The organism is Rothia sp. HMSC065B04 (assembly GCF_001812285.1).
GTDB lineage: Bacteria > Actinomycetota > Actinomycetes > Actinomycetales > Micrococcaceae > Rothia > Rothia mucilaginosa.
Window position 1 is genome coordinate 85,234 of sequence record NZ_KV808409.1, and the last position, 21,825, is coordinate 107,058.

17 protein-coding genes, 3 tRNA genes and 1 pseudogene are annotated in these 21,825 nt (G+C 57.9%); 16 read left to right on the top strand and 5 right to left on the bottom strand.

The window, feature by feature from the left end; genetic code table 11:
* The first annotated feature begins 100 nt into the window (after positions 1-100).
* The 6 genes and pseudogenes from HMPREF2845_RS06970 (at position 101) to HMPREF2845_RS06990 (ending at position 6,099) form a co-directional block, all read left to right on the top strand.
* Positions 101-2,071, top strand: coding sequence for a hypothetical protein (locus tag HMPREF2845_RS06970; protein ID WP_070634280.1), 1,971 nt, complete (start codon positions 101-103; stop codon positions 2,069-2,071).
* Positions 2,072-2,077: 6 nt separating this feature from the next.
* Positions 2,078-2,827: an ABC transporter ATP-binding protein gene (locus HMPREF2845_RS06975; protein ID WP_070634281.1), complete on the top strand. Its 750-nt coding sequence runs from the start codon at positions 2,078-2,080 to the stop codon at positions 2,825-2,827.
* Positions 2,824-3,273 (top strand): hypothetical protein, encoded by a 450-nt coding sequence (locus HMPREF2845_RS06980; protein WP_246824635.1) that lies wholly within the window; start codon positions 2,824-2,826, stop codon positions 3,271-3,273. The genes HMPREF2845_RS06975 and HMPREF2845_RS06980 overlap by 4 nt, the downstream gene beginning before the upstream one ends.
* A gap of 181 nt (positions 3,274-3,454) precedes the next feature.
* Entirely contained in the window at positions 3,455-3,820 is a 366-nt protein-coding gene (locus tag HMPREF2845_RS06985) for a DUF2218 domain-containing protein (protein WP_070634282.1), read from the top strand.
* A gap of 398 nt (positions 3,821-4,218) precedes the next feature.
* Positions 4,219-4,335: pseudogene (locus HMPREF2845_RS09255) on the top strand (DUF1440 domain-containing protein); the annotation flags it as partial.
* 360 nt (positions 4,336-4,695) lie between these two features.
* Entirely contained in the window at positions 4,696-6,099 is a 1,404-nt protein-coding gene (locus tag HMPREF2845_RS06990) for an FAD-dependent oxidoreductase (protein WP_070634283.1), read from the top strand.
* A 367-nt stretch (positions 6,100-6,466) separates the two neighbouring features.
* Here HMPREF2845_RS06990 and HMPREF2845_RS06995 read toward each other — a convergent pair whose 3' ends face one another.
* The gene (locus HMPREF2845_RS06995) at positions 6,467-7,048 is read right to left on the bottom strand and encodes a hypothetical protein (protein ID WP_005507238.1); all 582 of its coding nucleotides are present in this window, start codon (positions 7,046-7,048) and stop codon (positions 6,467-6,469) included.
* Between the two features lie 949 nt (positions 7,049-7,997).
* Here HMPREF2845_RS06995 and HMPREF2845_RS07000 point away from each other — a divergent pair.
* The 7 genes from HMPREF2845_RS07000 to HMPREF2845_RS07030 all read left to right on the top strand — a co-directional run bounded on the left by HMPREF2845_RS07000 (position 7,998) and on the right by HMPREF2845_RS07030 (position 11,947).
* Positions 7,998-8,070, top strand: a tRNA-Glu gene (locus HMPREF2845_RS07000).
* Between the two features lie 68 nt (positions 8,071-8,138).
* Positions 8,139-8,212: transfer RNA gene (locus HMPREF2845_RS07005), tRNA-Asp, on the top strand.
* A 73-nt stretch (positions 8,213-8,285) separates the two neighbouring features.
* Positions 8,286-8,358, top strand: a tRNA-Phe gene (locus HMPREF2845_RS07010).
* A 189-nt stretch (positions 8,359-8,547) separates the two neighbouring features.
* Entirely contained in the window at positions 8,548-9,498 is a 951-nt protein-coding gene (locus tag HMPREF2845_RS07015; protein ID WP_070634284.1) for an ABC transporter ATP-binding protein, read from the top strand.
* The gene (locus HMPREF2845_RS07020; RefSeq protein ID WP_070634285.1) at positions 9,495-10,274 is read left to right on the top strand and encodes an ABC transporter permease; all 780 of its coding nucleotides are present in this window, start codon (positions 9,495-9,497) and stop codon (positions 10,272-10,274) included. The genes HMPREF2845_RS07015 and HMPREF2845_RS07020 overlap by 4 nt, the downstream gene beginning before the upstream one ends.
* A 3-nt stretch (positions 10,275-10,277) precedes the next feature.
* Positions 10,278-10,976: an ABC transporter permease gene (locus HMPREF2845_RS07025; RefSeq protein ID WP_070634286.1), complete on the top strand. Its 699-nt coding sequence runs from the start codon at positions 10,278-10,280 to the stop codon at positions 10,974-10,976.
* Positions 10,977-10,981: 5 nt separating this feature from the next.
* Positions 10,982-11,947 carry an ABC transporter substrate-binding protein gene (locus HMPREF2845_RS07030; protein WP_070634349.1) on the top strand — a complete coding sequence of 322 codons (966 nt, stop codon included), beginning with the start codon at positions 10,982-10,984 and terminating at the stop codon, positions 11,945-11,947.
* Between the two features lie 144 nt (positions 11,948-12,091).
* Here the strand turns inward: HMPREF2845_RS07030 and HMPREF2845_RS07035 are convergent, their stop codons facing one another.
* Complete coding sequence (locus HMPREF2845_RS07035; RefSeq protein ID WP_070634287.1) at positions 12,092-13,918, bottom strand: alpha,alpha-phosphotrehalase; 1,827 nt, start codon at positions 13,916-13,918, stop codon at positions 12,092-12,094.
* Between the two features lie 414 nt (positions 13,919-14,332).
* Between HMPREF2845_RS07035 and ilvD the strand changes: the two genes are divergently transcribed.
* Both ilvD and HMPREF2845_RS07045 read left to right on the top strand, forming a co-directional pair.
* Positions 14,333-16,177, top strand: coding sequence for a dihydroxy-acid dehydratase (gene ilvD, locus HMPREF2845_RS07040; protein WP_070634288.1), 1,845 nt, complete (start codon positions 14,333-14,335; stop codon positions 16,175-16,177).
* Positions 16,178-16,439: 262 nt separating this feature from the next.
* The gene (locus HMPREF2845_RS07045) at positions 16,440-17,474 is read left to right on the top strand and encodes a 2-oxoglutarate dehydrogenase (RefSeq protein ID WP_070634289.1); all 1,035 of its coding nucleotides are present in this window, start codon (positions 16,440-16,442) and stop codon (positions 17,472-17,474) included.
* 130 nt (positions 17,475-17,604) lie between these two features.
* Here the strand turns inward: HMPREF2845_RS07045 and HMPREF2845_RS07050 are convergent, their stop codons facing one another.
* On the bottom strand, positions 17,605-17,883 hold the full coding sequence (locus tag HMPREF2845_RS07050) for a putative quinol monooxygenase (RefSeq protein ID WP_044150828.1): 279 nt from the start codon (positions 17,881-17,883) through the stop codon (positions 17,605-17,607).
* Between the two features lie 304 nt (positions 17,884-18,187).
* On the opposite strand from HMPREF2845_RS07050, the gene HMPREF2845_RS07055 reads away from it, so the two are divergent.
* On the top strand, positions 18,188-19,384 hold the full coding sequence (locus HMPREF2845_RS07055; protein ID WP_070634290.1) for an RNase H family protein: 1,197 nt from the start codon (positions 18,188-18,190) through the stop codon (positions 19,382-19,384).
* 249 nt (positions 19,385-19,633) lie between these two features.
* On the opposite strand, the gene HMPREF2845_RS07060 is transcribed toward HMPREF2845_RS07055, so the two are convergent.
* Positions 19,634-20,191: a hypothetical protein gene (locus HMPREF2845_RS07060; protein WP_005507226.1), complete on the bottom strand. Its 558-nt coding sequence runs from the start codon at positions 20,189-20,191 to the stop codon at positions 19,634-19,636.
* 62 nt (positions 20,192-20,253) lie between these two features.
* Positions 20,254-21,732, bottom strand: coding sequence for a cardiolipin synthase (gene cls, locus HMPREF2845_RS07065; protein WP_049340251.1), 1,479 nt, complete (start codon positions 21,730-21,732; stop codon positions 20,254-20,256).
* Between the last annotated feature and the right edge of the window lie 93 nt (positions 21,733-21,825).

Sequence of the window (21,825 nt, forward strand, 5' to 3'; positions counted from 1 at the left end):
CGAAAATCTATACCATTTAGGTTGTGAAGGTGGTAGTCTTCTAGCACCAGGCCTGCGGTGGTGAAGTTTAGACCCACCCGCTACAGACGGGGATTCAACGATGAAAAATGCTCTGAGAGTGTGCGCAGTATTGTGCACAGTTCTGACCTTTCTGCTGGGTAGCGCCCTCATCTCTGTCCTGGAGACGCAGACTCCTCTGGGTACCAATGCGCAGGCACAGCTTTCTCTCCGTGCTTCGCAACAGTCTAAGTCTGAGCTGATTCAGAACTTTGATACTCTGGTGGATCGCTACGCTGCCGATGGTGCCCAGCTACTCAAGGTGGTCGCCGACCCCGAAGATTTTTGGCACGGAAAATCCGTCTACGTGTTTGGGGCGAATTCACTGAGCTCTGACGGTGAAACTATCGATTGGTTCGACCCGGATAAGCACGGGAAAAAATATCCGTCACGAGCACTTGGGGATTCTTCGCTTGACGGCCAATACGCGCTAGCGGGTAGCCAAGAATTTGTGCGTGCTTTTGAAAACCTTGCCCGTGAACAAGGCATGGATGTTAAAGTTACCTCCGTTAACCCGGTGCGTGTTGTCTACGAGGCAGTTACTTCTTCGGGCTCTCTGACGAGCCTTATCTGCCTCGCTGTGCTCTTCTGTACCGCAATCATGGGGTGGTTGTCGGTCCGTTCGCGAACTCAGAATATTCTGCTTCTGAACGGATACTCCCCGCAGCGTCTGCAGCGAAGGGATGCACAAGACCTCCTGCTCCTGGCGCTACCTCCTGCAGTGGTAACAGCATTGTGCATGGGATGCGTAGAGGGGTTCGTGTATGGTGTGGCGCATCTTCCTCAACTGTTGGGGGTTACGGCGCTGATTTTTGCCGTGTTTACCGTTCTCATGCTGGTTGCTCTACTGCTGATCAACCTCATGACTTGGCCGAGTATTACTGCTGTGGGACGTAGGGAACCGGCGTATCGACGTTTTACAGTTCCGAGTGCAATCGCTAAGTATGCTGTGGTGGTTTTAGTGGCGTGCACTATTCCGGGTCTGGTCTCAAGCGCTCAAGTGAGTTTGGGTAGGAGCGATTCGGCGGCTGGCTGGTCTCTTCTTTCTGACCAGTACACCTTACGGGTGAACGTGCCTGAAGCGACGATACGGGATGAACAGGCGCTCGCCTCCTACGACCAGGCTACAGTGCGTGCTTTAGGTTCTCTTGAATCACGGAACGGTGTCCTCTTGTCCTATGCGTTGGAAAACGTTAAGGGTTTGGAGGGTAGCGGATACGATGGTGCTCTTATGGTGAACCGCGCCTATGTGGACCTTCTTCAGCAGCGTCTTGGCTTGTCGTTCAAGAACGTTGAGGATAGCAACTTCCCTGGATCTCAGTCTTTGCGTGCAGAGTATTCTTTCCACCAGAAGGACCGGGAGGATCGCGGATTTACTCTGCTCACTGTGGAGGATAAAACCAACTCGTCGGGGGTAAAGGTGCCTGCTTTGAGCTCTCAGGATTCACGGCTTCTGAACTATAAAAAGCCTGTTCTTGTGGTAACCGAATCGGCGACGCAGAATCTACAACCTTCCTTTATTTCTGCGGCCTTGACTACCGGTAACGTCATGGTCTCTCAGCCTGCGTCTGTACGGGCTGCCTACAACGCTGAGGAAATTGGGCAGACCCTACTTTCTGTGGACCGCGCGGGAGAAGAACACCTTTACATCGCGCAGCTGGAACGTAACCAGTATGTTGCGCATCTTGTGGGCCTAGCAATTCTCTGTGCGGCACTCATTATTGGCACAGCAATTAATACGTACATTACCCTTGCGGCTCGTGCTCGTAATGATTTTGTTTTACGTACTGCTGGTCTGCCTCTCAGAACAATTTTTAGTGGGTACCTTCTGAAGGAAGCCTGCATTGTGTGCCTTTGCTCTGCTGCTGGGTTGGTACTTCTTCTGGTGCAGGGAGCAGAGTACGCCTTTTCAGCGATGGCGGCACCGCTGTTGTACGGCACTATTCTGGCGTTGGTGCTGAGACTGAGTTTTAACCGTATCTTCTCCGCGACGGTTCACCGTCGTCACGTATAGGAGTGAATGATGAGGAATACTGTTTATCCCTCTGGCAATGTGGAACACCCTGAGGTAACTATCGCCTCCCGCAACATTGTGGTGTATGCGCAGGGGCAGCCCATTCTCCAGAGTCCCCACTTTGAGGCATATGCGGGGGAAGTAACTGGCATTGTGGGTCCGAGCGGATGCGGTAAAACGACGCTTTTGAATGTGTTGGGTCTGCTGATGCCGCCTCATGAGGGTGAGGTTGTTATTGGGGGTCGGCATATGGAACGTGCTCGCGAGAAGGAGCGTCTTGCGTTCTGGGCGGATGAAGCTTCCTTCGTTTTTCAGGATTACGGAATTATTGAGGAATGGAGCGTTATCGAGAATATTCTGCTTGATCGTAAGACCTTTGGTCGTGCTCGAATTACGGATGAGAGCCGTGAGCTTCTGAGTGTCATTGGCCTTGAAGGGAAGGAACGTACTTCGGCTGCCCTGCTGAGTGGTGGTGAGAAGCAGAGGGTGGGTATCGCTCGGGCAATCCACAAGGGTGTGCGCTACATTTTTGCGGATGAGCCGACGGCAAGTCTCGATGCTGAGAACCGGGCATTGGTTGTGGAGCTGTTGAGCTCTGCTGCTCGGCGTGGAGCCACAGTTATCGTGGCGACTCATGATGCAGATATGATGACCGCCTGCGATAGGCTATGCCGTCTTGAAGCCCCTACCAGAATTCCCGATTCGGGATTAGCGGATGTAAACGTAAATTCTCATCGGAAGGAGAATAAATCATGACGACAAGGAGCCCCCTAGCTCGTGACGAGTATGATCGTGTGCCGGAAAATTCAGGAGGCGATACCCCTCGAAAAAACGGATTGCGGCACCTGCCGCGAAAAGTGGTGGGCGTTCTAGTATCTTGCGTGGTGTTTGTTGGCGCTCTTCTGGGTCTGTACTGGGGTGGAGCTTTTGAGCCATGGCTGAATGAGTATTCGACCACTACACCAGCCTGTGCAACAGCTTCTTCACCGGAGGATGTGCAGCAAGCTCTTGCGCGGACTGAAGAGCTTAATGCTATTCGTTCGGCTGCGAAGAATGTTGAGTTCTCCCAGACTCTTCTGTGCGATGGGCAGAAGGCTGTTTTGACGATTACGTATACTGACCGGTCGGATTTTAAACATTTGGACGATGCGGTGACTTCGGCACATTTGGGTGCTGCTGCTGAGATTAAGCTCAAGAGGTAGGCATGTAAAGAACGGTGGTTGTTTATCGCCTCTACGCGAACAATGATAGTTTGTTAGGTTAGTAGACCCTAAGTTTCTGCTATATTCGAGGTGAAACAAAGCGTCGCCGGATGCAGGGTTCTGTGTGGTGAGCCTTTTTCGGCATAGATGAGAATTCGGCATAGATAAGAAGGAGTCCACCGTGACTGAAACTTCCCAAGAAAACACCGCTGAGAACTATCCCGCCGCAGAATCCCTGCCGGTACGCCAGCGCGCCGTCGTAGCAACCGACCGCCCCGCCCGATACATTAAGCAGCTCGGCTCGCACATGGGTCGCAAGCTCGGCACCGCAGAACTGCCCGACGGTCTGCGCCTCACCTTCAACCGCGACGGTATTTTCCGCGGCTACGGTGACCTGCGCGAAACCGACGGTGCACTCGTCATGGAGGTGCGCGCCGAAAGCGACGAGTTGGCTGCTGGTCTGGCGGATGTGCTGGACCGCCACCTGGTCCGCTTCGGTGAACGCGAGGAACTGGTCGTGACCTTTGAGGCGGTACCCGCCTCCTAGTCTGTACAGCTCGGTGCGGGTCGTATGTTTAGGCCCTATATACATAGCCCCCGGCGTGGTGATTTTTTCTCACCGTGCCGGGGGTTTTGTGTGGGGTTGAGCTGCTCTGAAGGAGTGATATTGAGAAGCTTTAAATTACTACGTGAAGGTATGTGACATTTTGTGTGAAATCTGTCAGTAAAATTTTTGTGGAGTATATGGAAAATAAAAACACTAGTCAAGATGATATAAAAATAAAGGTGATTTTGGTTTTAAGTGGGTTTATGTGAGAAAACCCTATGAATGATATTGGGATTGCGCTAGGGTTGAGGCACTAAGCGCACCACACCACAACGCAGGAGCATCATGCCCGCAATGGGCATTGTGCCCGCCCCTGGAACCAGCCTTTCGGTGAGCACTTCTCCGAATTCTTCGGCCACATCATCTGGCTCTGGTCCATCGAACTGGTTCGTCGCGACCTGCGTAACCGCATCACCGGTGAGCCGGACGCCGAGTACCCCGTCGAGGCGCGCTAAGCTTCGCCTCTACTAAGCTTCGGCCCTTCAACTCCTCGCCCGCATGCGGTTGAGGTGACAAAGACCCACGCGGATGCGTGTTCCACACCCTGCCCCGCCCTCCTGCACCTCGGAGGGTGGGGCAGTTTTTACGCCCGCCGCGTGCGCAGGGTTCCGGAACCGACCGTGCCGCACCTCCCCGGATTAGGTGACCCCGCCCGGATTAGGTGACAGAAAATTGTCCTATTTAGTGGGCGACGACATATAAGCCCCCGAACACCCGTCAATCCCCGGTAAAATAGGCAGGAAGTGAACACTAAGCTCACCGCCTGTTCGCGCCGCACCGGGCGCCGGACGGTGAACTTCGAAAGGAAGATTTTCGTGTCTGAAGCAGCACGCCCCCTGCGCGTCGCCGTTATTGGTGCAGGTCCCGCCGGTATTTACACCGCCGACATCCTCACCAAGTCTGAAGAGGTCCGCACCGGCGCCGTCGAGGTCGCCATCGACATCTTCGACCGCTACCCCGCCCCCTTCGGCCTGATCCGCTACGGTGTGGCACCGGATCACCCCCGTATCAAGGGCATCATCACCGCGCTGCACAAGGTCTTGGACCGCGGCGACATCCGTTTCTTCGGCAACGTCGAATACGGCAAGGACCTGACCCTCGCCGACCTGCGCGAACACTACGACGCCATCATCTTCGCAACCGGCGCGATTTTTGATGCACCCCTGAACATTAAGGGCATCGACCTGGACGGCTCCTACGGCGCAGCAGACTTCGTCTCCTGGTACGACGGCCACCCCGACTACCCCCGCACCTGGCCGCTCGAAGCTGAGCAGGTTGCAGTGCTTGGTAACGGCAACGTCGCTCTGGACGTCTCCCGCATCCTCTCCAAGCACGCTGACGACCTGCTCGTCACCGAAATCCCCGACAACGTCTACGAGGGTCTGAAGGCTTCCCCCGTGACCGACGTGCACGTCTTCGGTCGCCGCGGCCCCGCACAGATGAAGTTCACCCCGCTCGAGCTGCGCGAACTCGCACACTCCCGCGACGTGGACATCGTCCTGTACGAAGAGGACTTCCAGTTCGACGCTGCTTCCGAAGAAGCAATGGAGAAGAACGCACAGACCAAGGTCATGATGAAGACCCTGCGCGGCTGGCTGGAAGACCAGAAGAACAACGAGCAGACCGCATCCCGCCGCCTGCACCTGCACTTCCTGCAGTCCCCGCACGAAATCCTCGGCGAAGACGGCAAGGTCGTGGGCCTGCGCATGGAACGCAACAAGCTCGACGGCAACGGCGGCATCATCGGCACCGGCGAGTACGTGGACTACCCCGTACAGGCCGTCTACCGTGCAATCGGCTACTTCGGTTCCGAACTGCCCGAAATCGGTTACGACGACAAGCGCGGCGTCATCACCAACGTTGAGGGTCGCGTCGTGGACGAGAACGGCGAGGTCGTTCCCGGCCTGTACGCATCCGGTTGGATCAAGCGCGGCCCCGTCGGCCTGATTGGCTCCACCAAGTCTGACGCACTTGAGACCATCACCCACCTGCTCGAGGACCGCGAGAACCTCTACACCGCACCCGAGCCGGAGGCAGAGGCATTCAGCGCCTACCTGGACTCCAAGGGCATCAAGTACACCACCTGGGAAGGCTGGCACCGCCTGGACGACCACGAGAAGGCACTGGGCGCCGCATCCAAGGATGCAGCCGGTGAGCCTCGCGCCCGTGTGAAGGTTGTGGACCGCGACGAGATGATTAACGTCTCCCGCGGCGAGTAATCCTTACGTTGAGTACGTAGAGTATAGAAATCGACCCCGTACCGTGAACCGGTGCGGGGTCGATTTTTGTCTATATATAAGGAGGTAATAAGAAGTAGGGGAGTAGCGGGGGAGGAAGCTCAAGAAGCGCTCGCCCGGAAGAGCTATCGAAAGAGCGGTTAAAGAAACCCACCCCGCACCATGAGGTCATGCGGGGTGGGTTGGGTAGGTGCCGAAGACACTCGAGGACATACCCTCCGGCTACCCGGACGCGCAACGAGCCCATGCAGTGACTCCACGTGCGGCGCATCCCTTAACGGGGTCTAGAAAGCTAAAGAAACACCAAGATTAGCTCTCTAAACAAGCGCATAGCCGTACGGTGTGTAGACTATGCACACTTTTTGAGGACGTCTTCAATGCCCAAAATGGCCTTGAGTACGGTTTCAGTTTCAGTACCCAGCTTCTTGCGGGCTTCACCAGAAATAACGGCCTTCACGATGTTCTTGAAGGTCTTCCACTGCTTGAAGGCGTTAACGAGTGCCTTAATAAGCTTGTAAATGGCGATGCCCAGCTGAATGACAAACTTTGCAATACTGACAACGCAGGCAATAACACCAACGGGGGAGAGCGCTGCGTGGGCGCGTCCATCAGACTTACGAACAGCGGCCTTAGCGCTTGCAATCTGACGGCCTGCGTCAGTGCCCTGGACGGTGGTCAGGTTGCCCAGTGCGCTCTCAATGCCGCTATTAACGCGGTTGGAGGATCCAGGCTTCGCATACTTCAAACGGGCAGGTACCTGCTCTAGGCGGCGCAGAATCAGCTTGAGCTGCTGGTCGGCAGTCATTGCCTTCTGCGGGTGCGCCATCTGCTGTGCCTGCGCTGCAGGTGCAGCTGCACAGCCGAGAGCGATGGTTGCGGTGCCTACGCCGAGTGCACGGAATGCCGTGCGGCGATTCATCGTTGCGGACACTGGATCCCCCTTTGGATCTCTATGCGGTTTATCGGTGCTGTAATGTGCGGTGACTTTACGTCTGGGGCTCCGGAAGTGGCCCCGTGCAAGGTCCGGAAGTGACCTCACGCCCTCTATAGTACGGTGCTCAAAGAGGGGGCTTCAAGCTATTTCAGGGGGTATTTTCAGCCGGCTTTCATCTCTCCTTGTCAATCGCTAGAGGTTTATCAAATCTTTATATTTCTGAGTCGTCATAATTGCGTAGATATCTGCACTGAGAGAAAAATAAGCGTCTGACAAGCCGGTTTATTGTATTCCCAAGAGTGAATATTTGCATCTACGTGCATTCTGGCCTGTAGTTGCTTTGCGCGGCACATTTTTGAGGGCTCCGGGGAGGCTGGGGTGAACCCTCTAGAGAGGTGTTGCTGTGCACTCTCTTGCAGATATTTGCACCCAGGGTAGCGTCTTGCCTGCATGTCCTATATAAGCGCGTAGAAAGTTGTCGAAAATTTTTTGGAGATATTGTGGAGTTTTTTGGCCGCTGCGATGCGCATAAGAGGGGTGTATAAGAGATGTGAAGGTGGGTTTTTGGAATTCTTGCGGGACTGATGCCGGCATCTTCGAAACAAAATTTCGGAGGAGTTTCGGAGGAGTTTGTAGAAAATCTGTAGAAATCAGAGCGGGAAATAGGGCTTCTTCGAGGCCTCTGCAGGCACCCAAAAGTCGCTAAAACCCCTCCAAAAGCTCCTGATATGGGGTGTTGTGAAGAAATTTTAAAATTTTTTGAAGTTTTTCTGAATCGTCATTGACAAGCTTAAACACATATGTGCCAGGCTATAAATGGTCGAAAATGGGGGTCAAAATCGGGTAAAATCGAACAAAACGGTTTGCACGCCTCCGCAAATCTGTCATAGACTAGTGGAGGTTCGAACGACGGGATGAAGAAAACGGAACCTGTTCGATCGACTAGGCCCCCATCGTCTAGCGGCCTAGGACGCCGCCCTTTCACGGCGGTAGCACGGGTTCAAATCCCGTTGGGGGTACTTGCAAATCTCACGATTTGCAAAGCCAAGTTAGATGATATAGAGTTTACTTCTGTTGATTCCAACAAGGCCCCGTAGCGCAGTTGGTTAGCGCGCCGCCCTGTCACGGCGGAGGTCGCGGGTTCAAGTCCCGTCGGGGTCGCTCTGGCCGCGTAAGTTCAGATGATTATTCATCCGAAGACGCGGTCATTGCGTATCTAAAAGTAAATACGCAAGGCTCTGTAGCTCAGTTGGTAGAGCGTACGACTGAAAATCGTAAGGTCACCGGATCGACGCCGGTCGGAGCCACGAAATCCGCCTCCAGGCTTCTACAGTGGGGCGGGTTTTGTTTTTAAAAAACTTTGCGGTTGCAGATACTGCAAAACCGTCGAAAAGGCGGCATCTTGGGAATAAAACCCTGAGATGCCGCCTTTTTGTATATAGATTGTATACAGAGTCACCTGCCCTATAGCCACTGCAGAAAGGACCACCGCACCCATGACCGCTCAGAATCCCAGCTCACAGCCTCCGGAGAGCTCACCTCAGATTCCGAGCTCAGCCCAGATTCCCTGGGCAAAAAATTCTGCCGCTGACAGCAACCCCGCAGGCGGAATTCGCTTCGAGAACATCACCAAGAACTACCCGAGCCGAACCGGCGAACCCACCACGGTACTGCAGGACCTGAATCTGCACATCCCCGCCGGTCAGATTACCGTGTTCGTCGGCCCCTCCGGATGCGGTAAAACCACTAGTCTGCGCATGATTAACCGCATGGTAGAGCCCAATAGCGGCACCATCACCATTGACGGCGTGAACGTGCACGAAAAGAACCCCTACGAGCTGCGCCGCGGCATTGGCTACGTCATGCAGCAGGGCGGTCTCATGCCGCACCGCACCGTCGCACAGAATATTGCCACCGTGCCGCGTCTGCTCGGTGCCTCCCGCAAGGAGGCGCAAGCTCGCGCCCTCGAACTGCTCGACGTGGTCGGTCTGGATTCTTCGTACGCCAAGCGCTACCCCTCCCAGCTTTCGGGCGGTCAGGTGCAGCGCGTTGGTGTGGCACGTGCTCTCGCCGCCGATGCGCCCGTCCTGCTGATGGACGAGCCGTTCTCCGCAGTGGATCCGGTAGTGCGCACCGACCTGCAGAAAGAGCTGCTACGCCTACAGGGGGAACTCGCCAAGACGATTGTGTTCGTCACCCACGACATTGATGAGGCGCTTCTGCTCGGCGATACAATCGCCGTCTTCGCGGAGGGCGGCCGCCTCGCACAGTTCGGTACTCCAGAAGAGATTCTCTACAGCCCCGCCGATGATTTTGTGCGCTCCTTCGTGAGCCGCTCCGTTGCCGGTCTGCTGGATGAGCAGACGGTGCGCCAGGCGCGCGCACGCCGACTTGCCGCCTCCCGAAAAGCGCAGAACGGTGCGGTAGAAGGCGAGAAAAGCGAATGAGTCTTCTAGAAAATATTGTGCTCGCGGCACCACCTCTCGCCGCGCAGCCCCTAGTGGTATCACCCCTCGCCGCAAGCGACATGCACTGGGAATGGGTAGCCACCAATAGTCAGCGCATCCTAGAGCTGACCCTCAGCCACCTCTACCAGGGCGTCGTACCCGTCGCGATTGGCGCTCTCGTCGCGCTGCCGGTCGCCTACTACGCGAGCCGTCGCCGTGACCGCGGTTCCGAACGCCGCATCGGTGCACGAACCCTCATGCAGCTCTCCTCGCTGCTCTACACCATCCCCTCCATCGCACTGTTCGTGCTGATGCCGCTCATTCTGGGAACCTCCATTATTTCCCCGCTGAACGTGCTCGTCGCCCTGAGCGTCTACTCCTTCTCGCTCATGGTGCGCTCCGGTGTGGATGCCTTCGACTCCGTACCCGATAGCGTGCACGAATCTGCACGCGCCCTCGGATACACGCCCCGACAGGCGCTGATGGAGCTCTACCTGCCCCTTGCTACACCCGTCATTATGTCGGGAATCCGTGTGGCAACCGTGGCAAATATTGCGATGGTGTCCGTGGGTGCCCTCATCGGTGTGCCCTCGCTCGGCACGCTCTTCACCGACGGACTCGCGCGCAATATCCCTTCGGAAATCCTGGCTGGCGTGATCCTTAGCCTGCTGCTCGCGTTGGTCCTCGACCTGCTCCTTATCCTTCTGACGAGGGCATTTACGCCCTGGCAGGCGGCTACGGTTGCGAACCGCCGCAGTCCCGAAAGGAAGGCATAACCCGTGAACGTCATAGAACGAACCTTCGCCTACCTCATGGACGGCGCCAACTGGCAGGGAAGCGGCGGAATCCTCGTGCGCCTGCTCGAACACCTGAGCGTCACCGCCCTTGCCACCGTCTGCGCGGCACTCATCGTCGTGCCCCTCGGCCTCTGGGCAGGGCACCACCGACCCTCCGACGGCACCAACCGCGGCCGTAGCAACCTGCTCATGAGCACCGTTGCCGCCACCCGCGCGCTGCCCGCGCTCGGTCTGCTCACTATCCTGGCACTCTGGCTGGGTGTCTCGACCCTGCCCGCCCTCATCGTGCTCATTATTATTGCGGCGGCGCCTCTGCTCGCCGGAGTTCTTGAAGGCCTCGCCGCCGTACCCGAAGATCTCGTGGACGCAGCCCGCGCCCAAGGCCTGACCGAATGGCAGATTCTGACCCGCCTCGAAATCCCGCTCGCCGCCAACATGATGCTCGGCGGACTCCGCTCCGCACTCGTGCAGGTCATCGCAACCGCGACCATCGTCGCCTACCTGAGCGGCGGAACCCTCGGCAGGTACCTCTTCGACGGGCTCGCCGTGCGCGACTACCCGCGCATGCTCGTCGCAACCCTGCTCGTGGCGCTTCTCGCCTTCGCCGTGGATGCGCTCATGGGCCTTGTGCAGCGTGCGCTCACCCCCGCGGGGCTCACCATCAACCGGAAGAAGGCATGAACCCGATGAATCAGACGCATCAAACCTTCACGCGCCCTACCGTATCTCGTCGCACTGCCCTAACCGCCGCCGGAGCGCTCGGCATGGCGGGTATTCTCAGCGCCTGCGGGCTCAGCGGCGACAAAGTCTTCAGCGGCGAACACGAAGGAATCATCGTCGGCTCAGCGGCCTTCGCCGAATCCCAAATCCTCGCCGAAATCTACGCCGGAGCCCTCGCCCGAGCGGGATTCAACGCCCGCACCCAGCTGAGCATCGGCGCCCGCGAGGCGTACCTGGGGGCACTCGCCTCCGGTGCGGTGGACGTTATCCCGGACTACTCCGGCAACCTGCTGCTTTACCTCGACCCGAAGGCTACAGCTAACACTGCGCAGGAGATTCTGCAGGCGCTACCCGCCGCCCTCGGCACCCTCACCACGGGTGGCTCCGGGGCTGAAATTCGCGCCCTGAACGCCTCCGCGGCGGAGGATAAGGACTCGCTCGTCGTTACCGCGCAGACCGCCCAGAAATACGGTCTGCGAAGCCTTGAAGACCTCGCCTCCCACTGCACGAATCTGAAGCTCGGCGCCGCCCCGGAGTTTGCCGAGCGCGCCTACGGCATCCCCGGCCTTAAAGAGAAGTACGGATGCGTTCCCGCCGAGTTTGTGCCCCTCTCGGATGGCGGCGGCGCGCTGACCGTCAAGGCACTGTTGGATGACACCGTGCAGGTGGTTGACCTCTACTCGACCACCCCCGCAATTGAGCAGAACAAGCTGGTGGTGCTGGAAGATCCGAAGAACATGATTCTGGCTCAGCAGGTGCTGCCCATTATCAATACGTCGCGAGTTCCCGACTCCGCGGCGGAGGTTCTGAACCGTGTCTCGGCGAAGCTCACCACCGCCGATTTGCGCACTCTCAACGACCGCGTTTCGGGTACCTCCAAGCAGGAGCCCGCGCAGGCTGCGGCTACCTGGCTGAACGAGCACGGCTTCTAAAAGTCTGCCTGATATTCCACATAAATTCCTCTATAGGAATGTCTATAAACAAAACCGACCTGGGAATATTCTAGAAATAGAATATTGTCAGGTCGGTTTATATCATCCCGCCCCACAGGCCAGGGGAGAGGCGCGGAACCGCTTTTAGCCCTCAATCAGCAGCGCAAGCGCCTCGTAGGGGCGCAAGCTCAGCGTCACCGTCTCAGTCGAATCAGATACAGCAGAATCCGTCGCAGTGGAGTCGACCGCAGAATTTTTGTAATTACACACCAGCACGCGACCGGAACGAACGAATTCAGCCGGAACCTCAACCTCGGTCGGCTCACCGTAGAAGTTCGTCAGCACCAGCAGGCGCTGCGCCGGGCTACCGTTCTCAGCTTCAGCGGGAAGCTCACGCAGGTACGCAAACACCCGCTCGTGATCCAGCGCGTAGGGCGCGTACGAACCCACAGAGATGACCGGGTACTGCTTACGCAGGGCAATCAGGTTGCGGTAGTAGGGCAGAATCACACCGTCGCGCTCCTCATCCTCCACCGAAATACCGGCGCCGGTCGCCGCATCACGTACCGGGCCGGGAGCCAGCCACGGCGACTCGGAGCCGAAACCGGCAGTCGCCGGATCCGCGGTCCACTGCATCGGCACACGCGAATTATCGCGAGCCTTCGACGCCACAATCTCCAGGGCCTGCTGCTCGCTCAGACCGCGCTCACGCAGCATCGCGTAGGCGTTGTGCGCCTCCACATCCACGTACTGCTCGATCGAGGAGTAGACCGGGTCAATCATGCCGATTTCCTCGCCCTGGTACACGTACGGGGTGCCGCGCAGCAGGTGAATCACGGTCGCCAGCATGGTCGCCGACTCGGCACGGTAACGCTCAACGTCACCAAAACGGTTCAGTGCGCGCGGCTGATCGTGGTTATTCCAGAACAGCGCGTTCCAGCCGCCGCCGGCCTGCATACCCAGTGCCCAATCGTTCAGAATCTGCTTCAACTCGGCAAAACGGAACGGCACCTTCGACCACTTCTCGCCGTTCTCGTAGTCCACCTTCAGGTGGTGGAAGCTGAACACCATGTCTAGCTCGTGGTTCGCCGGGTTGGAGTAGCCCACGCAGTTCTCGATGCTGGTCGAGGACATTTCGCCCACGGTCACGGTGTCATCGTACTGACCGAACGAGGTGCGGTTCAGCTGCTGAATGCGGGTGTGCACAATCGGGGTGTCGGTGTATTGTGCCTTGTCCACGGTGCCTTCGGGGGCGTCGAGCAGCTCTTCGCCCTTACCGATGACGTTAATGACATCAAAACGGAAACCGCGCACGCCCTTCTCGTACCAGAAGTTCACGACCTTAAACAGTTCGTCGCGCACAACAGGGTTGTACCAATTCACGTCAGCCTGGGTGCGGTCGTACAGGTGCATGTAGAACAGAGGAGTGCCGTGCTCATCCGTGTACTCGCCGAAACGGGACCAGCAGGGGCCGCCGAACTTCGACTCCCAGTTGGTCGGTTCACGCAGCTGACCGTCCTCGGTGTACTTGCCGGGGCGAATGTAGAAGTAGTCCCAGTATTCGCGCTCACCGGCGAGCGCACGCTGGAACCACTCGTGCTCGGTCGAAACATGGTTGAGGACCATGTCGAACATAACGCCCACACCGTGCTCGGCGAGGACAGCAATCATCTCTTCGACGTCCTCCATGGTGCCCAGGTCGGGGTTGATGGAGTAGTAGTCGGAGATATCGTAGCCGTTATCGTTCTGCGGGGAGGCGAAGAACGGGTTGAACCACACCATGTCCACGCCCAGGGAGGCAATGTAGGGCACCTTCTCGATGACGCCGCGCAGGTCGCCGTAGGCGCCACCCGCCGCGGAGTAGAAGGACTTGGGATACACCTGGTAGATCACGGAGGACGCGAAATCCTTACCGCCTGCCGGGCTGGTTGCTGGCGTGAGGGTGAGCGATGCGGTGGGTGCCTGTGTCATAGAAACCTTCTGAAATGTAAGCAGGGTTCAGCGTGTATAAAAGCGTGTATAAATCAGTGTGTTGGAAACGAACCGCGCCGGTGCTACGTATGTTGCTACGTATGCGCAGCGAGGCCCGTACGCGGCAGGCACGGCAGCCCGCCGCCTCCCGGTGCGTTCGCCGACTGAATATCGACGCCCGCAACCTGGGCTCATTCCAGATTAGGGGGCATAATGGGGTGATGTCCCCATCTACCCCAAAGGGGGCAATTCTGCCGCAGATCCGGCACAACCCCCGTGGCCTCAACACTCCCACCGATAGGCGGTTGCAGGCTCGTGCGCGTTTCGATGCATGAAACCAAAGTGACCCTGAGCTGAAGAGCGTTGGACGCCGCGCGTAAAATCAGTACTTGCATCACTACGGAAGGTAAAACAATGCCAGAACTGCGTTCACGTACTTCAACTCACGGCCGTAACATGGCTGGTGCCCGCGCCCTGTGGCGTGCCACCGGCATGGGCGATGACGACTTTGGCAAGCCCATTATTGCTATCGCGAACTCCTTCACCCAGTTCGTGCCCGGCCACGTGCACCTGAAGGACATGGGTGAGCTGGTCGCCGGCGCGATTCGTGAGGCTGGCGGCGTCGCCAAGGAATTTAACACCATCGCTGTTGATGACGGTATCGCGATGGGTCACGACGGTATGCTCTACTCGCTGCCTTCCCGCGATCTGATTGCTGACTCGGTCGAGTACATGGTCAACGCGCACCGTGCCGACGCGCTGGTCTGCATCTCTAACTGTGACAAGATCACCCCCGGTATGCTTCTGGCGGCTATGCGCCTGAACATCCCCACTATCTTTGTGTCCGGCGGCCCCATGGAGTCCGGTGAGGGCATTGAGGGTATTGTTGAGCACCGCCTCGACCTCATTGATGCCATGGTGATGGCTGTTGATGACAGCGTCAGCGATGAGGCGCTCGCTCAGGTTGAGAAGAACGCGTGCCCGACCTGTGGCTCGTGCGCGGGTATGTTTACCGCGAACTCCATGAACTGCCTGAATGAGGCGATTGGTCTGGCGCTGCCCGGTAACGGCACCACCCTGGCTACTCAGGTTGCTCGTAAGGAACTGTTCCTGGACGCTGGCCGCCGCATCGTTGAGCTGGCTAAGCGCTACTACGAGCAGGATGACGAGTCGGTTCTGCCCCGCTCCATTGCGACCAAGGAGGCGTTCGAGAACGCTATGGCGCTGGATGTGGCGATGGGCGGTTCGACCAACACCGTGCTGCACACCCTGGCGATTGCGCACGAGGCGGGTGCTGACTTCACCCTGAAGGATATTGACCGCATTTCGCGTCAGGTTCCCTGCCTGGCGAAGGTTGCCCCGAACTCCACCAAGTACCACATTGAGCACGTGCACCGTGCCGGTGGTATTCCCGCCCTGCTGGGTGAGCTGAACCGTGCCGGCCTGCTGCACAAGAACGTTCATTCTGTTCACGCTGATTCGCTGGGCGAGTGGCTGGACGAGTGGGATATCCGCAGCGGCAAGGCGAGCGAGAAGGCGAAGGAACTGTTCCTCGCTGCTCCCGGTGGCGTGCGCACCACCCACGCGTTCTCCACCGCGAACAAGTACGAGTCCCACGAGACTGACGCTGAGAACGGCTGCATCCGCGCCGTGGAGCACGCGTACACCAAGGACGGCGGCCTGGCGGTCCTGTACGGCAACATCGCCCAGGACGGCGCAATCATCAAGTCCGCTGGTATTGATGAGGAGCTGTTCCACTTCAAGGGCCGCGCTTTTGTGGTTGAGTCGCAGGACGAGGCTGTGTACGAGATCCTGTCGAAGAACGTGAAGGAAGGCGACGTTGTCGTCATCCAGTACGAGGGTCCGAAGGGTGGCCCCGGCATGCAGGAGATGCTGTACCCGACCTCCTACCTGAAGGGTCTGGGCCTTGGCAAGAAGTGTGCACTGATCACTGACGGTCGTTTCTCCGGCGGTACTTCGGGCATTTCGATTGGTCACGTCTCCCCGGAGGCGGCTGCTGGCGGCGCTATCGGCCTGGTGCAGACCGGTGACGAGATTGAGATCGACGTGAACAACCGCATCCTGCGTGTGAACGTTTCGGATGAGGAGCTTGCTGCTCGCCGTGAGGCGAAGGGCGCTGCACCGTGGCGTCCGACCAAGCCGCGTGAGCGTCACGTATCGAACGCCCTGAAGGTGTACGGCATGCTGGCTGCTTCGGCTGATAAGGGCGGCGTGCGCATCCTGCCCGAGGACGCATAAGCCCTTCACGCATCGTGTGAGAATTTAATACTTGCCCTATGGGCTGGCGCCCCGTTCCGCGGTTTTTCTGCGGGCGGGGCGCTGTTCTTTGTCCGCGTCTTTGTTCGTATCTTTGTCCACCGTCGTGGGATACCCGGTGCGGCGTATTGCCTTGTCAGTGGTGTTGCAGTAGGGTGTAAGAAGGTATTTTAGGTACCCGATTCACCGACTCAGCACAACCACTCGACACAACGCAATTCGCAACCCTCACGAGGACGCATTCATGGTTACCCTGCCCGCGCGCGCACAGCGTGCTTTTACTCGTCGTGCCCTGACGGCTCTTGCCTGCATCGGTGCGCTCGCTTTGAGCTCTTGCTCCGCTCAGCCGCAGGCTGATGATTCTGAAACCGCCCCGATGATGGTGGCGACTTCTTCCGCGCCCGTTGATGCAAAGACCCTGTTCCACGCGGCGGATGGCTCCTGGAAGCCGAATACTGTCCAGATTTCTGCCGGCCTGGACTCCCCGGCAACCTACGACTCGGTAGCGACCCCCACGGATGAGCCGAGCACCGATGCCGAGTTCGAGGCTGCATACGCCACGGCGAGTGGCTCTGCGAACACTATTGATGCGGGCACCCGCTGCGGTGTGACAAGCCTGCTGGGTGGTTCCGCCGGTATTTACGTGTATGACGGTTCGGATTGTGCCAAGGCTCAGGAGGCGGTGCGCCTCTTCAACAGCCGCAAGAACCAGGACGGCGCGGCGAGTGTTGAGTGGTACCAGTGCGCTACGAAGGTGCAGGGCCGCGACTACATTACGGGTGCCTGCTTCACGCAGGGTGGTAGCGTTGAGAAGCCGCGCCTGGCGCTGATTCCGGCACAGACCCGCATGCTGTCGGGTACGCTGACTTTCGCTGAAGCGTACGGTGGCGGCACTTTCGGTCAGGGTGATTCTGCGAAGACTGTTGAGGCGCTGCGTTTCACCAGCCCGGACTCTAAGGTCGCGTGTTCGGTGACCCCGTCAGGTGTGGACTGCCAGGCGCTGGTGGGCGTGACCCTGGAGGGCTGGGATGCCGCATCCGGTAAGGCGCAGCAGCGCGTGCACATGGTGCAGGGCCAGGCGCCCGAGGTGAGCCTGGTCGGTCAGACCGCCACCCCGGAGCCGGTGAATACTGAGGGTATTGTTGCCCTATCTACCGGTCAGGTGGTGACTGCGTACGGTTACACCTGCAAGTCGGTGAATACCGGTAAGGTGCATTGCGTGAGCGCGACGAATGGTTTCACCCTTGATTCGGTGGAGGTTGGCGTAGAGCGCCGATAAGCCGAGAGCGCCGCTAAACCGAGAATGAAGGCGCGCTGCGAGTAGCTGCTCTCGCCTCCATAACTGACATGCGAAGGTGCCCGGCACCCCTCACTTAGGGGGTGCCGGGCACCTCGGTCTTTAACGTCGTTTAGCGGAAGTTGACGATGCGAACGTCCAGCTCGGAGGAGAGCAGCGGCTCCCATGCGGCGACAGCCTTCTGGAAGTGTTCGGTGCCCATGTGCTTTTCGAGCAGTTCCTGGGATTCCCAACGCTCGATGAATGCGAAGTCGGTGTCGGAGACGGCACCGAAGTCGTAGCTGACGTTGCCTTCGTCCTGGCGGCTTGCGGTCACGAGCGGTTCGATGGTCTTGAGGAATTCTTCGACGTGCTCGGGCTTGACGGATACTCCGGCGTAGACACCAATCATGGGGCTCTCCTTGTGGGGTGGTGCGGCGGTTGCCGCGTCGTATATGACTCTTTTACCGTACACCTTTCCCCGCGCCTCGGTGAGGTATGCGCGGGGGTTTCTCGCGCTGTGTTGTGCGCTGTGTTCTGTACTGGGTTTTGTGCTGTGCCGGCGTGAGAGAGGAATTGCGGTGATCCATTCGCTAACTGTAAAAAAGGTGTTTTATATTTGCGTGCCCCTTTCTTTTCGACCTATAAAAGAATGAGGACGATACACCGCATGAATGGAAGGAGACGCGGTATGGCACACATGGGGGGTGACACTCATGGGATTTTCACCGGCGCATATCAAACGATGCACCCTGACCTGGGAGGCGCCCGACTATAGCGCCTCGTACCCTGCCGGGTACACGGATCAGGGCGTTGCTGTGATTGCGGTGGCTCAGGAGCATCGTAAGGCGCAAGGTTTTTGTTATTCGGCGTTGTCGACGGTGGTTTTTATTTCTAAGCAGGACGGCACCCGCACTGTGGTGAATGAGGAGCCGATGCTTTTCACTCACGTTCATTCCCTCATGGAGTGTTGTGATGAGGTGCATCCGCGTCTGCTGGGTCGTGCCGTGCTTTCTGCGTGGGATGTGGTTCCTGAGCAGTACCGTCAGAACCTGGTGACGATTGCTGCTGACCGTAAGAATCTGAAGCATCTTTTCCGTGATTGCGACCAGTTGAAGGGGATTATGGAGTACCGCGCCTTTGAGAAGGTGCTGGACCCGTACGATAACCATTCTTTGGGTGAAGTGCATGTGAAGCTTGCTGGCACGCCCGCGTATGAGCGGATGCAGGCTGAGGTGTGTGCGGCACGTACCGCTGTGGATGAGATGGTGGAGGAGGCACTGACCCCTCGTCCGCTGGATCAGCTGCAGGACTATAGCGTTTTCACGGATTGTTCGTTCCGTTCGACTCACAATAAGAAGTATCAGCGTGGCGGCCGTATGGGTATCGCCGGCGTGAGTGAGGACGGCTTCTATTTTCATGCCCACTATGATGGCGTGAACATTATGACCGGTGAGCTGTCTGCAATGTTGGCGGCTTATACGGTGTTCCATAGCGGTTCGCGCCGCCTGATTATTCATACGGATTCTTTGGGTGCGTTGACGTTTGTGTTGCGTTTGGCGCATAGCCGTTGGGCTTTTGGGGCGTGGGTTTCTGAGGGTATTCAGGATGAGCGTGTGGTGTCTCAGATGCGTGCTTTGACGGAGGCTATCCGCGAGAAGCGTGTGCTGGTGAAGCATGTTCCGGGCCATACGGGCCACGGTTTGCAGGAGAGTAGCGACTCTGTGTCGAAGATGCATCGCCATTTTCCGGGGCAGATTGTGGATAAGCGTCATCAGAGCGAGTTTAATCAGCGTTGCGAGTCGATTATTACTGCTTTGTCGGGGTGTGCGAAGGCTGTTCGCCTGCTTGCGCCGGAGTGGTTGCAGATTAAACCTTCTTCAATCCACACGGGAAACCGTTTATGGCGCTAAACTAGTCCAGGGTAGAAATGAACGCGCGATACATTCGCTGCATACGAAGGTATGCGATGTCGGAGGTGTCGCGTGTTTCTTTTTGCCCTTTTGCCTTCTCCGCATGCGCTTTTACGAGGCTCACCTGTAGCGCTGCTCTAGCTTGTAGCCCCGCGCATCCTGCAATGGTGCGTGGGAAAAGAATGCGGGGGAAACGAAAGCTCCCCCTGAGCGTCGAATCAATCGAACTCAGGGGGGGGAGCTTTTAGGTTATTTACCAGCGTGGGTGAACATAATCTTCACAATCGCAAGAACAATAACGGCGAGGGTGAGCCACACGGCGCTTCGGACAGTACGCCAGCAGATTGGCTCGCCGCGGTAGCGAGCAATCGCGAAGTTGAGGGTAAAAATACGCCACACCACGGTCACAAGACAGAGAATAATAGTGCAGTCAAAAATGATGTCGTAGGTGCCGCCGGGCGGTAGGAATGTCGCCAGAATCAGGAGCGCCACGGGGTACACGGTCGTACCCAGAATAGGGCTCGCGTTGCCCAGCGCGTGCTTGACGAAATCTCGCGGCGGGGTGCCGCCGTGCAGCACCCGGTACTCCTGCATTTCTGAGATGACGTGGGCAATGTAGGTGGTCAGACCGGTACCCGTAATGTAGAGGATTGCGGTGCCGTCAAAGATCGCGTTCGCGTCGTGAATGCTCAGCAGAGCCGCCAGCACCAAGAAATTACCGTAGGTGTACGCAGAGATACGGTGAGCAACGTCGTGCGCATCGAGTTCAGCGAATTTACGGCGTGCTTTACGGAATAGAAGGGGCATTCGATAGTCCTTTGGCGGGTGCGGGGATGAAAACTCAGACCCCCGAGTGTGTGACAAATAGCTTAGAGGAGCGATGACCACAGTCGGCAGAGGTTCTCCACCATCTTGATGCGGCGCGGGCGCTCCGCCCACTGGGTGTACAGCAGCTCGGTGCAGACCTGCTCGTATTCGGCGCATACTTCATCCAGCATCGCGACCATGCCGCGGTCAATGACGAACGTTGACACTTCCATGTTCAGTGAGAAGGAACGCGGGTCCATATTGGACGAGCCAATGAACGTAATTTCGTCGTCGACCATCATGAACTTGGAGTGCAACACGGTCGGGCTGGGGTACTGCAGAATACGCACACCCGCCTGCAGCAGCTGCTCGTAGTAGGAACGCTGCGCCATGTTCGGCAGGAACTGGTCGCCCTTCTCGCACACAATCACGGTGGTTTCAATACCGGAGTAGGCGGCGTTCGTGAGTGCCTGCAGTAGGGTCTCTTCGGGCACGAAGTAGGGCGAGCAGATGGTAATACGCCGCTCGGCGTTGTAGATCAGGTAGTTAATGAGGCGCAGGTTGTTTTCGGTTTCAAAACCGGGGCCGGAGGGCACAACCTGGGCGCGCATCCCATCCTTGTAGTAGGGGATATTGGTGTTAATTTCTGCCAGGATCAGCTGGTTCGTTTCGGAGTACCAGTCGGAGACGAAAACGGCGTTGAGCTCTTCAACGATGGGGCCGGTGCAGGAGAAGGTCAGGTCCTTCCACTCCAAGCCCTTCTTAATGTTTTCGGGCATGTCGTAGGAGCGGTGAATAGCGTTCTGCGAACCGGAGAACGCGACGCGTCCGTCCACGACGAGGACCTTGCGGTGGTTACGCAGGTCGGGTCGCTGCCACTTGAGTTTCCACGGTTTGAGCGGCAGCATGAGGCGCCACTGCATACCCGAGTCGTTGAGCATTTTCACGAGTTTCTTATAGGACGGGTATTTGCGGGAGCCGATGTGGTCGAGGAGTACGCGCACCTGTACACCGCGTTCGTGGGCTGCGAAGAGGGCGTCCCAGAGGACTGCGCTCGCCTCGTCGTAGGCGGTGATGTAGAACTCGAAGTGCACGTATTTGGTGGCGCGGTCGACTTCTTCCGCCATGGCGACCATTGCCTCGTGGTTGTCGGTGTGGAGGGTGAATTGGTTGCCGCCGACCAGGGGGAGTGAGCCCAGGGTGTAGTTGAGCTGGCTGGCTGCCTTTGCGGGGTCGGAGAGGTCGTCGGTGCGGGTGAGGAAGGGCTTGTTCTCGCTGACTTCGCGGATCAAGTCGTTCATGGCGTGTTGGCGTGCGCGGCGGTAGGCGGGCAGGCGCGAGGAGCCGAAGACGAGGAATGCGATGAACCCTACGAAGGGGATGAAGAAGATGGCCATGAGCCAGCCCAGGGCAACCACGGGTTTGCGGTTGTAGGGGAGCCAACAGAGGGCTGCGAGTCGGATGAGGATATCGGCGATGCCGAGTGCGAGGCGTAGCCAGTCTGGCAGGAAATCGAGATAGGCGGGGGCAAACAAGTTCATCCCTCTATTATGCCGATGTTTTGTGTGGGGCTGGAGCTTAGCTGGCTATGCTGTGGGCCTTAACGCCAAAAATGCACTTGAGCATTGTGTGCA